The sequence below is a fragment of the Mycolicibacterium arabiense genome (assembly GCF_010731815.2).
Taxonomy (GTDB): Bacteria; Actinomycetota; Actinomycetes; order Mycobacteriales; family Mycobacteriaceae; genus Mycobacterium; species Mycobacterium arabiense.
On record NZ_AP022593.1, the window covers coordinates 4,799,587 to 4,813,417 of the forward strand.

Below are 13,831 nucleotides of genomic sequence, written 5' to 3' on the forward strand. Positions count from 1 at the left end.
CCGTGGCGCGGCTGTTCGCCGACACCACACCCCTGCGCAACCAGGACTTCGCGCGGCTGTGGTGGGCAGGCATCCCCACCGTCATCGGCGCCGGGCTGACGCTGTTCGCGGTTCCGGTTCAGCTGTACGCGCTGACCCAGAACTCGGCGTACGTCGGCCTCGCCGGCGTCTTCGCGCTCGTGCCGCTCGTCGTGTTCGGGCTGTGGGGTGGCGCGCTGGCCGACGCGATGGACCGCCGGACGCTGCTGGTGATCGCCTCCTGCGGGCTGGCGGTCGCCTCGGTGCTGCTGTGGTTGCAGGCGGCACTTCGGGTGAACAACGTCTGGCTGGTGTTGTGCCTGTTGGCCTTTCAACAGGCGTTCTACGCCATCAACTCGCCGACCAGGGCGGCCGCGATCCCGCGCATCCTGCCCGGTGACCAGCTGCCCGCGGCCAATGCGCTGAACATGACGGTGACGCAGTTCGGCTCGATCGTGGGGCCGCTGCTGGCAGGCATCATGCTGAGCTGGGTCGACTTGTCCACCCTGTATCTGATCGACGCCGTCACGTGCGTGCTGCCGATCTGGGCGACGTACCGCCTGCGCCGCATCCCCGCGACGTCACAGGAACGGGGGTCGTCGCGCTGGGGCGTCGGCGCAGTCCTCGACGGCCTCCGGTACCTCGCCGGGAACACGGTGGTGCTGATGTCGTTCGTCGTCGACCTGATCGCGATGATCTTCGGCATGCCGCGGGCATTGTTCCCGCAGATCGCGCACGAGAGCTTCGGCGGTCCGATCGAGGGCGGCACCACGATGGCGCTGCTGGCGGCGGGCATCTCGATCGGCGCGGTCGCGGGCGGGGTGTTCTCCGGCTGGTTGCCGCGGATCCGTCGCCAGGGCCTTGCGGTGGTGATCGCGATCGTGGTGTGGGGCGCGGCGATGGTGGGCTTCGGCCTGGCGTGCGGTTTCAGCGATGGCCGTGCCGGCACGCTGCTCTGGTTCGCGGTGGCGTTCTTGGTGGTCGGCGGGGCCGCGGACATGGTGTCGTCGGCGTTTCGGAACACGATCCTGCAGCAGGCGGCGTCCGACGAACTGCGCGGCAGGCTGCAGGGGGTGTTCATCGTGGTGGTGGCGGGCGGCCCGCGGGTGGCCGACACACTGCACGGTGCCGCGGCGGCCGCGGTCGGCACCACCGCGGCGGCAGCCGGGGGCGGCGCCCTGGTCGTGGTGGGCGTGATGATCGCGACGCTCGCGGTGCCCGCCTTCGTGCGGTATCGCGTATCCGGGCTGACGACTTAGGGAAATCACATCTAGCCGGATTACGATCTCGCGCGTGTCTGAACTGGCGGAGGACATCGTCCCCGGCTTGCGTGAACGCAAGAAGCAGCGCACCCGCGCCACGCTCATCGATGCCGCCATGGACCTCTGCCTCAAGCATGGCTACGAGAGCACGACCGTCGAGCAGATCGCGGCTGCGGCGGACGTGTCGCCGCGGACGTTCAGCCGCTACTTCGCGACCAAGGACGCGGTGTTCCTGACGCTGATCTCCGACTACTCCGACGAGGTCGCGGTCGAACTCGAGACCATTCCCGCGGAGGTGGGCCCGCTCGAGGCGCAGCGGCAGGCGCACGTCGCCGTCCTGACCCGCGTCGCGAAGCGTCAGGTGGGCCGATTGACCACCGACCGGATCATCCTCATGCTGCGCGTCATCAACGCCTCGGATGCGCTGAAGCAGGCGGCGTTCGACTTCAAGCACGACGCCACCGAGGTACTGATCGCCAAGCGGATGGGCGTCGACATCGACGACCGGCGCAGGCGGCTCGTCAGCGCGGTGTTCGCCTCGACGATCGTCACCGCCTGCGGCGACCTGATCACCGACACCGACACCGTGCGCCTCGGACCCCAGGTGATGGTGGACCGCCTGAACGACGCCTTCGAACAGGTGGCGATGTTCGCCGCGGACCTGCCCCGGCCGACGGATCCGGACCTGGAGCATGACTGACCTGCCGCTCGACGGGCTGCGCGAACGGAAGAAACGTCGGACCCGCGCGGCGCTCATCGAGGCGGCGGCCGAGCTGTGCGTGCGGCAGGGGTTCGACAAGACCACGGTCGACCAGATAGCGGCGGCCGCCGACGTGGCGCCCCGCACGTTCAGCCGCTACTTCCCGAACAAGGAGTCGGTGGTCGCGGCGATCACCGACGACCTCGACGACCTGATGGCCGAGGCGATGGAGAAGCAGCCGCTCGGCATCACGGAGTACGAGGCGCTGCTCGGTGCGTCCCTCGAGGTGTTCACCGGCGAGGACGAGGACGAGACGCCCGGCTTCCGCCGGATGGCGATGCTCATCCGCATCATCAACGGCTCGACGTCCTACCGGGCGTCGGCGCTGGCGTTGCGGCACGACGTCACGAACAAGGCCACGATGGGCGTGATGGCGCGGCGGATGGGCGTGCCCGACGGCGACCGGGCCGTCACGTTGGTGACCGATACGTGGGCGATCCTGTTCTCCGACTCGTTCGCCGGCCTCGGCCGACCGGGCAACGACCCGATCGAACCCAAGATCATCCGTGATCGCCTGTGCGCGACCGTCGAAGTGTTCCGCCGGACCTGGCAGCCGTCGGCCGGGCAGCAGGACCCCGAGAGCCAACCCCACACGAGCGCGCCCGGGGCATAGCGACTACCTTTCTGTGGTGACGGACAGCCTAGATCCGGTCGACAACCGTAGAAGGGGTTAACGTGCCCGAAAACGCCAGTTCCGACGAGGTCGCCTCGCTCCGTTACCCGGGCGGCGAAATCGACCTGGACATCGTCAAGGCGACTGAGGGATCCGACGCGATCGCGCTGGGATCGCTGCTGGCCAAGACGGGCTACACCACGTACGACGGCGGGTTCGTCAACACCTCGTCGACCAAGAGTGCGATCACCTACATCGACGGCGACGCGGGCATCCTGCGCTACCGCGGTTACCCGATCGAGCAGCTTGCCGAGAAGTCGACCTTCATCGAGGTGAGCTACCTGCTGATCTACGGGGAACTCCCCACGGCCGATCAGCTCGAGAAGTTCACCAACCAGATCCAGCGGCACACCCTGCTGCACGAGGACCTCAAGCGGTTCTTCGACGGCTTCCCCCGCAACGCGCACCCAATGCCGGTGCTCTCCAGCGCGGTGAACGCGCTCAGCGCGTACTACCAGGACTCGCTGGATCCGCTCGACAAGGGACAGGTCGAACTCTCGACCATCCGCCTGCTCGCCAAGCTCCCGACGATCGCCGCGTACGCGTACAAGAAGTCCGAGGGCCAGCCGTTCCTGTACCCGGACAACTCGCTGACGCTGGTGGAGAACTTCCTGCGGATGACGTTCGGCTTCCCCGCCGAGCCCTACGAGGTGGACCCCGAGATCGTGCGGGCGCTGGACATGCTGCTGATCCTGCACGCCGACCACGAGCAGAACTGCTCGACGTCGACGGTGCGCCTGGTCGGCTCGTCGCAGGCGAACCTGTTCACCTCGATCTCGGGCGGCATCAACGCGCTCTGGGGTCCGCTGCACGGCGGCGCCAATCAGGCTGTGCTGGAGATGTTGTCGAAGATCCGCGACGGCGACGACGACGTGGCGACCTTCGTGAAGAAGGTCAAGAACCGCGAAGACGGCGTGAAGCTGATGGGCTTCGGGCACCGGGTCTACAAGAACTACGATCCGCGCGCCCGCATCGTCAAGGAGCAGGCCGACAAGATCCTCGCCAAGATCGGCATACAGGATCCGCTGCTCGACATCGCGAAGGAACTCGAGGAGATCGCGCTCACCGACGACTTCTTCGTCGAGCGCAAGCTCTACCCGAACGTCGACTACTACACGGGCGTGATCTACCGCGCGATGGGCTTCCCGACGCGCATGTTCACGGTCCTGTTCGCGCTCGGCCGGCTGCCCGGCTGGATTGCGCACTGGCGTGAGATGCACGAGGAGCCGAGCAAGATCGGCCGCCCGCGTCAGATCTACACGGGGTACACCGAGCGCGACTACGCCGACATTGGCGGCCGCTAGCCCCGCGAGTTGGTGTCTGTTCGGCCACACCTGGTTGCGATCTAGATAGTTGTAAATCCACAATGGTTGTGTGAATGAAACCATTGGGACGCTGACGCCGAGGCGCAAGGCCATCGTCCTGGTGTCCTGCTGCCTGAGCCTGCTCATCGTGTCGATGGACGCCACCATCGTGAACGTCGCGATCCCGGCGATCCGCGACGACCTGCACGCCTCGTCGTCGCAGCTGCAGTGGATCGTCGACGTCTACACCCTGGTGCTGGCGTCGCTGCTCATGCTCTCGGGGGCCATGGGCGACCGGTTCGGCAGGCGGCGGGTGTTCCAGATCGGCCTGACGGTCTTCGCCGTCGGGTCGCTGCTGTGCAGCCTCGCACCCAACATCGAGACCTTGATCGTCGCCCGCCTGCTCCAGGCGGTCGGTGGATCCATGCTGAATCCCGTTGCGCTGTCCATCATCTCGCAGGTGTTCACCGGCCGCGTGGAGCGCGCTCGCGCGCTGGGCTTCTGGGGTGCGGTGGTCGGCATCTCGATGGCGCTCGGCCCGGTCGTGGGCGGTCTGCTGATCGAGACGGTGAGCTGGCGGGCCGTGTTCTGGATCAACCTGCCGATCTGCGCCCTTGCGATCGTGCTGACCGCCGTCTTCGTGCCCGAGACCAAGTCGCTGACGATGCGCAACGTCGACCCGATCGGCCAGGCGCTGGCGGTGGTGTTCCTGTTCGGCGTGGTGTTCGCGCTCATCGAGGGCCCCGGCCTGGGTTGGTCTCACCCGCTGGTCATCGCGATCGCCGTGGTGGCCGCCGCCGCGCTGGCCGCCTTCGTCCGCTACGAAGGGCGACGGCACGACCCGTTCATCGACCTGCGCTTCTTCCGCAGCATCCCCTTCACGGGGGCGACGGTGACCGCCATCTGCGCCTTCGCGGCGTGGGGTGCGTTCCTGTTCATGATGTCGCTCTACCTGCAGGGCGAACGCGGCTACTCGGCGATGCACACCGGTCTGATCTACCTACCCATCGCCATCGGCGCACTGGTGTTCTCGCCGCTGTCCGGCCGCCTGGTGGGTCGTTACGGCGCGCGGCCATCCCTGTTGACGGCGGGAGTGCTGATCACGACGTCGGCGATCATGCTGACCTTCCTGACCGCCACCACGCCGGTGTGGGAACTGGTCGTGCTGTTCGCCGTCTTCGGCATCGGCTTCTCGATGGTCAACGCGCCCATCACGAATGCCGCGGTGAGCGGCATGCCCCTGGACCGGGCGGGCGCCGCGTCCGCGGTCACGTCGACCAGTCGTCAGGTGGGCGTGAGCATCGGCGTGGCGCTGTGCGGATCGGTGGCCGGGGGAGCGCTGTCCGGCGCCGGCATCGACTTCGCGTCGGCGGCGCGGCCACTGTGGTTCGTCTGCGTCGCATTGGGTGTCGTGGTCTTTGGCATCGGCGTCCTGTCGACCTCACCGCGGGCGCTGCGTTCCGCCGAGCGGCTGGCACCGCTGATCGCGGGCAAGTCCACGACCGCCGAGGAGGACGCGCGTGTCCGCTAACCCACTCGCCGACGACGTGTGGCGCGCGATGGCCGCCGTGGTGTTCGACAACCGCGACGGGTGGAAGCGCGACGTCATCGAGACCTCCGGCCTGCCGTTCAGCCGCATCCGGGTGCTACGTCGGTTGGCGCGAAAGGCCATGTCGCTGCGCGAGATCGCGGAGGCGACCATGATGGACGCCCCGGCCGCGACGGTGGCGATCAACGACCTCGAGGACCGCGGTCTCGTGGTCCGCACACCCGACCCGGCCGACCGGCGCTCGAAGCTGGTCTCGCTGACCCAGGCGGGCTGCGACGTCGTCGCCCGCATCGACCGCGTGGAGGATCCCGCGCCGCCGTCCATCGCCGCGTTGAGCGACGACGACCTGCGGGCGCTGCGCGACGTCCTGGCCAAGCTGACGGCGGGCTAGACCTCTTCGAGCACCGCCATCGCCGCGTTGTGGCCGCCGATGCCCGACACCGCCCCGCCGCGGCGAGACCCCGATCCGCACAGCATGATTCGATCGTGACCGGTCGCGACGCCCCACCGGCGCGCGGGCGTGTCCAGCGGGTCGTCGTCCTCGGTGAACGGCCACGACAGGCCACCGTGGAAGATGTGTCCCGCCGTCATGCCCAGGGTGTCCTGCAGGTCGGCCGTGGTCTTGGTCTCGATGCACGGCGCCCCGTGGCGGTCGGTCAGGATGACGTCCTGAATCGGCTCGGCGAGAACGGCGTTCAGCGACTCGAGCACCGCATCGGTCAGGACCCGGCGCACCCCGTCGGGTTGGCGCCCGGCGACCAGGTGGTGCGGGGTGTGCAGCCCGAACACCGTCAGCGTCTGCGCACCCGAGCGTCGCAGGTCATCGGACAGGATGCTGGGATCGCTCAGCGAATGACAGTAGATCTCACACGGCAGCGGGTCGGGAATGTTGCCCGCCGACGCCGCGTCGTAGGCCGAGTCCAGTTGCGACAGCGTCTCGTTGACGTGGAACGTGCCACCGAAAGCCTGCTCCGGGCGCACGGAACCGTCGCGCAGCCGCGGCAACCGTGACAGCATCAGGTTGACCTTCACCTGCGAGCCGGGTGCCGAGTCCGGTGCGGCCTCGCCGAGTAGCCCGGCCAGCACGGTGGGGGTGACGCCTGCGAGCACCACGTCGCCGTGCACCAGGTGCTCGCCCGAGGCGTCGCGGTAGGAGACGTCACCGTCTGGCGACACCTCGAAGACCTCGGCACCGGTGACGATCTCGGCGCCGAACCGGGATGCCGCCGCCTCGAGCGCCCCGCTGACGGCGCCCATGCCGCCGATCGGCACGTCCCAATCGCCCGTTCCGCCGCCCACCAGGTGGTAGAGGAAGCAGGCGTTCTGGACCAGCGACGGTTCGTCGGTGCGGGCGAAGGTGCCGATCAGCGCGTCGGTCGCCATGACGCCGCGTACGACGTCGTCGGCCACCACCGCCGTGATCGTCTCGCCGATCGGGCGATCCATCAGCGCCGACCACGTCGCGTCGGTGCCTAGGTCGCCCGTGGCGAGCGTGCGCGCCTGCGAGCGGGTGCGCAACGGTTCGAGCAGCGTCGGCCAAAGCCGTTGCGTCACTTTGGCACAACGCCGGTAGAAGTCGGCGAACGCCTCGGCGTCGCGGCCGGCGCCGATCGCGTCGAATGAACTCTGGGCGCCGATCAGCAGGCCGGTGCTGCCGCCGTCGGCGGGGTTCGGCGTGTACGACGAGTACTCACGCCGAGCCAACCGGACGTCGGCGCCAAGGTCGTCGACGATCCGTCTGGGCAGCAGGGTGACGAGGTACGAGTACCGCGACAGGCGCGCGTCGACGCCGTCGAAGGCGTGGGCCGAGACGGCGGCACCGCCCGCGTGGTCGAGACGTTCGAGCACGCACACCCGCTTGCCCGCGCGGGCGAGATAGGCCGCGGCCACCAGACCGTTGTGCCCACCACCGACGACGACGGCGTCGTACCGGTCGTGCCGCACGATCAGTTCAGGTAGCCCTCGACCGTGCCGGCGGGCCGCACGCTGGCGTCGTCGGGGTTCTGGCCTGACTCGCGCAGGGCGCGGCGCTGGCGCAGCAGGTCCCAGCACTGGTCGAGCTGCACCTCGACGGCCTTCAGCCGCTGGTGCTCCTCGGTCTCGTCGATGTCCTTGTGCTGAAGCTTCTCGCGCAGCGCGCGCTCCTCGGCGACCAGTTCGTCGACGCGGCCGAGAATGTCGTGGTCCTTGTCCATGCGTTCAGTCTGCCCGACTACGGTTGAGTCGTGGCGAGCGACCAGAAACCTCAGATCGAATTCCCCGACGGCCCCGCGCCCAGCGAGATGGTCATCACCGACCTGGAGGTGGGTGACGGCGCCGAGGCCGTGCCCGGCGGCAACGTCCGGGTGCACTACGTGGGCGTCGAGTACGACACCGGCGAGGAGTTCGACAGCTCCTGGAACCGTGGCGAGTCCATCGAGTTCCCGCTGCGCGGGCTGATCCAGGGATGGCAGGACGGTATCCCTGGCATGCGCGTCGGCGGCAGGCGCAAGCTCGTCATCCCGCCTGCGCAGGCCTACGGCCCGGCAGGCTCGGGGCACCGGCTGTCGGGCAAGACGCTCATCTTCGTCATCGATCTGCTCGACGTCCGCTAGCAGAGGGCGCCCGTGTCGGACAGCGGTGAGGACCGCGTCGTCGGCGACTGGCGGCCGGAGTCGAAGCTCTACCGCAGGCCGCCGGGCCTGCGCTGGGTGCTCGCGGCGATGATCGTCCCGCTGGTGCTCGCGGTGATCGGCTGGGCCGGCTCCGCCGGGTCGGATGACGCGGCACAACCGTCCGCGCCGCCGCCGGTGCCCAGTGCCACCGCCACGCCGGCGCCGATGACGACCACGTCCGTGCCGCCCGCTGGGCCGTTCGGGGCGTTCTCGATGGCGCGTACCGGCAACGGCTACACCCTCGGCGGAGAGATGCCCGAGGACCAGAAGCGTGAACTCGTCGATGCCATCCGCTTCGCGCTGCCCGGCGCCACGGTCGTCGATCAGATCAAGGTCAACCCGAAGGTGCGTGCGCCCGACGCCGCGCTGCTCGGCGGGGTGTTCAGCGTGACACCCGACGTCACCGGCTTCGACCTCCGACTGGCGAACGGCACGGTGCGGGTCACCGGCACCGCGCAGTCCGAGAAGCAGAAGGCCGACGTCACGTCTGCAGTCGGCGACGCGTGGCCGGGCACGCGGGTCGTCAACGACATCCGAGTCGGCTGAGGAGCACCGATGGACTTCGTGATTCAGTGGCTCTGGTACCTGGCAGCGTTCCTGCTCGGCTCGCTGGCCGCTTGGATCGTGGCCGCCGTGACGATCGGCTACGTCAGCGAGCAGGAGGCGCTCGAGGCCATGCCGGGCGCCCGCGAGCCGAGGGACCGATCGTGACCGGACCGAACTGGTGGTTGTTCGCCGTCGCGTTCGTGCTCGGCGCCGCGCTGACGTGGGCGCTGATGGTGCGCCGGGTCCGGCGCGAGGTCCCGGTCCACGAACCCCGCATCAGTGCGGGTGCCGCGATTCTCGATGCGGCTCAACCCAAGACGCCGAGGCGGGTCGACGTCACCGGCGACTCGCACGAGGCCGAGGAGTCCGACGTCGTGGAGCCCTACGGTCCCGGGTCGGTGCGCCTGGCGATCGGCACGGCCGACGCTCCGGTCGGCTATCCCGTCAAGATCGACGAGGGAGCGACGACCCTGCACGCGCCCGGCAGCGCCGGTTACGAGGAGTTGGTCGCCGACGTGTTCTTCAGCGACGTCACGGCCGCCGAACGGGCGGGCTTCTCTAGCTAGGACGGCCCGGGCAGGCGCAGCAGCATCCGCGCCCCGCCCAGCGGGCTCGACTCCAGCGTCGCCGTCCCACCGTGCAGTTCCGCTTGCTGCGCCACCAGCGCCAGGCCCAGTCCCGAACCCGAGTGCGACGCGGTCGAGCCGCGGGAGAACCGGTCGAACACCACGGTGCGCTCCTCCTCCGGAACGCCGACGCCGTCGTCGTCCACCGCGATCTCGACACCGGCGCGCGAACTGACCGCCGACAACTGCACCCGCGTCGCGCCGCCGTGCTTGACCGCGTTGGCGATCGCGTTGTCCACGGCGAGCCGGAGACCGACGGGCAGGCCAAGGATGATGACCGTCGGCGCCGGCACCAGCGACACCTCGAGGTCGGGGTAGACCCGCATCGCGTCGTGCGCCGCGCGGTCCAGCAGCTCGGTGATGTCGACGGGCACGTGGTCGTCCGACGTGGTCAGCTGACCCTGGGCCAGCCGCTCGAGCGCCGCGAGCGTCGCCTCGATGCGGGTCTGCGTACGGACGAGGTCCCCGATGACCTCCTTGCGCTGATCGTCGGACATGTCGAGGGTGTCGAGCACCTCGAGGTTCGTCCGCATCGCGGTCAGCGGCGTCCGCAGTTCGTGCGACGACACGGCCGCGAAGTCGCGTGCGGACGCCAGTGCGTTCTTGGTGCGGTCCTGTTCGTCCCAGATCCGCTGGATGAGACCGTTAACGGCCTCACCGATCTCGACCGCCTCGGTGGCGCCGCGCACCTCGACGTCGGGTTCGTCACCGCCCACGTCGATGGCCCGCGTCTGCTGCGCCAGCCGTTTCAACGGTCGCACCGCGAACGCCGCCAGCAGCCAGCCCGCCACCGCGGCCGCGCCGATCGCGAACGAGCAGATGATGATCACCCGCCGGTGCAGGTTGTTGGTGTCCGAGATCGTCGCGTCGTACGTCGCGCCCACCGCCACCGACATCGAGGTCGGGTCCGGCCCGGGCACCTGGATGTCGACGGTCCGGACCCGGTAGCGCACGCCGTTGACGTAGGTGTCGGCGTAGCCGGGTTCGAGCTGGGGCAGGACGACGGTCGTGTTCGACGTCACCTCGCCGTTCTGGCGGACGGTGATGATGGCGTCCTCGTCGTTCGGTGAACGCGGGATCTGGTCGAGACCGCGCGGCAGGAACGGGATCGCAAAGCCCGCCGCCTCGTCGAGCCTGCGGTCCAGCCGCTCCTTGCGGTCGTTGGTGATGCCGATCCACACGATCGCGCCGACGATGCCCACCACGATCGCCGCGGCGATGGCCGTCGCGAACGCCACGCGCGTCCGCAGCGACGGAGTGCGCTTGAACGACCGCGAGAAGACGTTCACCCCAGTTACTGCTGCCTGAGGACGAAGCCCACGCCGCGCACCGTGTGCAACAGCCGCGGAGCGCCGCCCGCCTCCAGCTTGCGGCGCAGATACCCGATGAACACGTCGACGACGTTGGTGTCGGCGGCGAAGTCGTAACCCCAGACCAGCTCGAGCAGCTGTGCCCGCGAGAGCACGGCCGTCTTGTGCTCGGCGAGCACCGCGAGCAGGTCGAACTCGCGCTTGGTCAGGTCGACGTCGGTGCCGTTGACGCGCGCGCGGCGGCCGGGGATGTCGACCTCGAGCGGTCCGACCGAGATGGTCTCCGAGGAGAAGGTGGCCGTCGATCCGCGCCTGCGCAGCAGAGCCTTGACCCGTGCCACCAGCTCGGCGAGGACGAACGGCTTCACCAGGTAGTCGTCGGCGCCCGCCTCCAGCCCCGCCACGCGGTCGTCGACCGAGCTGCGCGCCGACAGCACGCAGACCGGCACGTCGTTGTCCATCGCGCGCAGCGCCGTCACGACGCTGACGCCGTCGAGCACGGGCATGTTGATGTCGAGGACGATCGCATCGGGTCGCGTCTCGGTCGCACTACGTAGCGCCTCGGCGCCGTCCACGGCGGTGAACACCTCGAATCCGGACAGCCGCAGCCCACGCTCCAGCGACGCGAGCACGTCGGGATCGTCATCGACCACGAGTACCCGGGGAGACGAGCCACTCCCTGCGCCAGAGTCCATGCGGCCAATCTTGCCCGATACCCCTCCCGCGATGCGGTAGGCGCGTGAACGCCAGGTGACACCAAACCGCGATTGCGCGCTCGAAGCGCAGAAACCACGTCTGCACTGCTAGCTTCGTGAGTCGTGCAACCGAACGCTGCGGGTGTGATCGTCGAGCCCGACGACGGCGTCGAACCGGTGCGGGCGTTCATCGCCTCGGCCGAGCGCACGCTGCTGATCAAGCAGTTCACGTTCACCGACGAGACCCTGATCGAGGCCGTCATCGAGCGCAGGCGTGCCGGTGTCGACGTGCGGGTCATGCTGAACGCCAAGCGATCCGGCGGCGACCGAGCCAACGACGAGACGCATCGACGGCTGGGCGCCGCGGGCATCGACGTCAAGTGGGCGAACCCGTTGTTCTACGTCACCCACGAGAAGTCGATCGTCGTCGACGGCACGGCAGCCCTGGTCGCGACGTTCAACCTGTGCGAGAAGTACTTCACCCGGACACGCGACTACGGCGTCGTCACCGTCGATCCGGCCCAGGTCGCCCAGATCACGGAGGTCTTCGACGCCGACTGGAACGAGGCGGACTGGCAGCCGTCGCCCTGCCACGGCCTGCTGTGGAGCAACGCGAATTCGCGTCTGCACATGGCCCGCTTCATCGACACGGCCACCAAGCGCATCGACGTGCAGCACCCCAAGTACGTCGACGCGGTGATCCTCGACCACCTCGCGGCCGCCGCCGACCGCGGCGTCAAGGTGCACGTCCTCTGCGGCGGCAGGCACGGCATCAGCGAGTGGGACGTGCTCGACACGTTCGCCTCGCTGCGCACGCTGCGCCGGTTCGGGGTGAAGGTGCACAAGCAGAAGAACCTGCGGGTGCACGCCAAGCTGATCATCGTCGACGACGAACGCGCACTCGTCGGCTCGATGAACATCGACCGCAGCGCCTTCGACCTCCGTCGCGAACTCGGCATCACGACGTCCGACCCACTGATCGTCGAGCGGCTCAAGGCCGTGTTCGACGAGGACTGGGAACTGTCGCACCACTACGCGCCGCCGGACCCGCTGCACCCCGAAGAACACCACGACGAGGACGCGTCGGACTTCCCGTCGGACTCAACGCTCGTTCATGAGTGAGGACCGGCCGCCCTCCCTGTTCGACGTCGCCTGGACGTTCAACCACATCGCGCTGGCCTCGTTCGGCGGCGGCCTGTCGGCGTGGTCGCGGGAGGTGCTCGTCGTCGAGAAGCAGTGGCTGGGCGAGGAGGAGTTCCTCTCGGCGATGACGATGTGCCGCATCCTGCCCGGCGCCAACCAGGTGAACATGGCGGTGTTCGTCGGCACCAAGATGCGGGCCGTCCCCGGCGCGGTGGCCGCCGTGCTCGGGCTGTGCGTGGTGCCGCTGGCGATCGTGCTGTTCCTGTCGTGGCTGTACTTCCGCTTCAAGGAGGTGCCTGCCGTCGCCGGGGTGCTGCACGGCGCATCGGCCGCCGCGGTCGCGCTGACGGTGGCCATGGTGATCAAGACCGGTCGCAACTGCCTGACCGGCGTAATCCCGGTCGCCCTGTTCGCGCTGGCCTTCGTCCTCAACGGCATCCTGCGCTGGCCGCTGCTCGGCGTGTTGGCGATCGTCGCGCCGCTGGCGCTGCTGTGGGCCTGGCCCAGGGACCGCTCCGCGCCCGCGACGTGAGCACCTACCTCCAGCTGATCGTGCTGTTCGGCTCGCTGTCGCTGATGTCGATCGGCGGCGGCAACGCAGTGCTGCCCGAGATGCACCTGCGTGCGGTGAACCAGCACCACTGGCTGAGCAACGGCCAGTTCGCCGACCTGTTCTCCATCTCGCAGACCGCGCCGGGGCCGAGCATCCTGATCGTCGGGATGGTCGGCTATGCCGCCGGCCTGGAGGTGGGCGGCGTGCCCGGCGCCATCCTCGGCGGAGTGGTCGCGACGGTGGCTATGGTGCTGCCCGCCGCGTCGCTGGTCTATGCCATCACGCTGTTCTGGCAGCGGGCGGAGGAGTCGCGCTGGCGGATCGCGGTCGAGAAGGGGTTCGCTCCGCTGACCGTCGGGCTCATCCTGGCGTCATCGCTGGTGATGAGCCGCGCGGCGGATCACGACTGGCGGGCGTACCTGCTGACCGCGGTGTGCACGGTGATCTTCGTCCGTACCAAGCTGAACCCCCTGCTGGTGGTCGCCGGTGCCGGGGTGATCGGTTACCTCGGGTTCGTCTGAACCGCGGGTTAGGAGCCTCCACCCCCGCCGCCGCAGCCGCCCCCGCCGCCGCAGCCACCCCCGCCGCCGCAGCCACCCCCGCAGCTGGACCCGCCCCCGCAGCCTCCTGATCCGCCGCCATCGGAGGTGCCACCGGAAACGCCATGGTCTCCGTGGCCGTAGGAGGTTCCGCCGCCATACGCTGCGCTGTCCCTGCCGGCTTGCCAGTAACGCGCCG

The 13,831-nt window shown here is 69.1% G+C and carries 17 protein-coding genes; 13 read left to right on the top strand and 4 right to left on the bottom strand.

Annotation, left to right across the window (positions count from 1 at the left end; translation table 11 throughout):
* Positions 1–2 precede the first annotated feature (2 nt).
* From G6N61_RS24760 to G6N61_RS24785, 6 genes are all read left to right on the top strand, one after another.
* Entirely contained in the window at positions 3–1,277 is a 1,275-nt protein-coding gene (locus tag G6N61_RS24760; RefSeq protein ID WP_163922476.1) for an MFS transporter, read from the top strand.
* Positions 1,278–1,311: 34 nt separating this feature from the next.
* Positions 1,312–1,980 (top strand): TetR/AcrR family transcriptional regulator, encoded by a 669-nt coding sequence (locus G6N61_RS24765; RefSeq protein ID WP_163922479.1) that lies wholly within the window; start codon positions 1,312–1,314, stop codon positions 1,978–1,980.
* Positions 1,973–2,653, top strand: coding sequence for a TetR family transcriptional regulator (locus tag G6N61_RS24770; RefSeq protein ID WP_163922483.1), 681 nt, complete (start codon positions 1,973–1,975; stop codon positions 2,651–2,653). Before G6N61_RS24765 ends, G6N61_RS24770 begins: the two co-directional genes overlap by 8 nt.
* A 62-nt stretch (positions 2,654–2,715) precedes the next feature.
* On the top strand, positions 2,716–4,017 hold the full coding sequence (locus G6N61_RS24775) for a citrate synthase (protein ID WP_163922486.1): 1,302 nt from the start codon (positions 2,716–2,718) through the stop codon (positions 4,015–4,017).
* A 70-nt stretch (positions 4,018–4,087) separates the two neighbouring features.
* Positions 4,088–5,548 (top strand): MFS transporter, encoded by a 1,461-nt coding sequence (locus G6N61_RS24780; RefSeq protein WP_179973520.1) that lies wholly within the window; start codon positions 4,088–4,090, stop codon positions 5,546–5,548.
* Complete coding sequence (locus G6N61_RS24785) at positions 5,538–5,957, top strand: MarR family winged helix-turn-helix transcriptional regulator (RefSeq protein ID WP_235887292.1); 420 nt, start codon at positions 5,538–5,540, stop codon at positions 5,955–5,957. The genes G6N61_RS24780 and G6N61_RS24785 overlap by 11 nt, the downstream gene beginning before the upstream one ends.
* Here G6N61_RS24785 and G6N61_RS24790 read toward each other — a convergent pair.
* Together G6N61_RS24790 and G6N61_RS24795 are read right to left on the bottom strand one after the other, a co-directional pair.
* Positions 5,954–7,510, bottom strand: a complete 1,557-nt coding sequence (locus tag G6N61_RS24790; RefSeq protein ID WP_163922489.1) for a phytoene desaturase family protein — start codon at positions 7,508–7,510, stop codon at positions 5,954–5,956. The genes G6N61_RS24785 and G6N61_RS24790 overlap by 4 nt on opposite strands.
* Before the next feature lie 2 nt (positions 7,511–7,512).
* A complete protein-coding gene (locus tag G6N61_RS24795; protein ID WP_163922492.1) occupies positions 7,513–7,761 on the bottom strand; it encodes a DUF2630 family protein in 249 nt (82 codons plus the stop codon).
* 87 nt (positions 7,762–7,848) lie between these two features.
* Between G6N61_RS24795 and G6N61_RS24800 the strand changes: the two genes are divergently transcribed.
* Genes G6N61_RS24800 through arfC form a run of 4 tightly spaced genes read left to right on the top strand, consistent with a single transcriptional unit; the run spans position 7,849 to position 9,332 of the window.
* Entirely contained in the window at positions 7,849–8,160 is a 312-nt protein-coding gene (locus tag G6N61_RS24800; protein WP_163925092.1) for an FKBP-type peptidyl-prolyl cis-trans isomerase, read from the top strand.
* 12 nt (positions 8,161–8,172) lie between these two features.
* Complete coding sequence (gene arfA, locus G6N61_RS24805) at positions 8,173–8,766, top strand: channel-forming protein ArfA/OmpATb (protein ID WP_163922495.1); 594 nt, start codon at positions 8,173–8,175, stop codon at positions 8,764–8,766.
* 9 nt (positions 8,767–8,775) lie between these two features.
* Positions 8,776–8,931, top strand: coding sequence for a channel accessory protein ArfB (gene arfB / locus G6N61_RS24810; RefSeq protein ID WP_170314490.1), 156 nt, complete (start codon positions 8,776–8,778; stop codon positions 8,929–8,931).
* Positions 8,928–9,332 carry a channel accessory protein ArfC, sunset domain variant gene (arfC, locus tag G6N61_RS24815; protein WP_163922498.1) on the top strand — a complete coding sequence of 135 codons (405 nt, stop codon included), beginning with the start codon at positions 8,928–8,930 and terminating at the stop codon, positions 9,330–9,332. Before arfB ends, arfC begins: the two co-directional genes overlap by 4 nt.
* Here arfC and G6N61_RS24820 read toward each other — a convergent pair.
* Together G6N61_RS24820 and prrA are read right to left on the bottom strand one after the other, a co-directional pair.
* Positions 9,329–10,681 carry a HAMP domain-containing sensor histidine kinase gene (locus G6N61_RS24820; protein ID WP_163922501.1) on the bottom strand — a complete coding sequence of 451 codons (1,353 nt, stop codon included), beginning with the start codon at positions 10,679–10,681 and terminating at the stop codon, positions 9,329–9,331. The genes arfC and G6N61_RS24820 overlap by 4 nt on opposite strands.
* Positions 10,682–10,686: 5 nt before the next feature.
* A complete protein-coding gene (gene prrA, locus G6N61_RS24825; protein ID WP_198339363.1) occupies positions 10,687–11,406 on the bottom strand; it encodes a two-component system response regulator PrrA in 720 nt (239 codons plus the stop codon).
* Positions 11,407–11,520: 114 nt separating this feature from the next.
* On the opposite strand from prrA, the gene G6N61_RS24830 reads away from it, so the two are divergent.
* From G6N61_RS24830 to G6N61_RS24840, 3 genes are read left to right on the top strand one after another with little or no spacing between them, the layout of a single operon-like run.
* Positions 11,521–12,519, top strand: coding sequence for a phospholipase D-like domain-containing protein (locus G6N61_RS24830; protein WP_163922507.1), 999 nt, complete (start codon positions 11,521–11,523; stop codon positions 12,517–12,519).
* Positions 12,512–13,072 carry a chromate transporter gene (locus G6N61_RS24835; RefSeq protein WP_163922510.1) on the top strand — a complete coding sequence of 187 codons (561 nt, stop codon included), beginning with the start codon at positions 12,512–12,514 and terminating at the stop codon, positions 13,070–13,072. Before G6N61_RS24830 ends, G6N61_RS24835 begins: the two co-directional genes overlap by 8 nt.
* Positions 13,069–13,614, top strand: a complete 546-nt coding sequence (locus G6N61_RS24840) for a chromate transporter (RefSeq protein WP_163922513.1) — start codon at positions 13,069–13,071, stop codon at positions 13,612–13,614. The genes G6N61_RS24835 and G6N61_RS24840 overlap by 4 nt, the downstream gene beginning before the upstream one ends.
* The last annotated feature ends 217 nt before the right edge of the window (positions 13,615–13,831 follow it).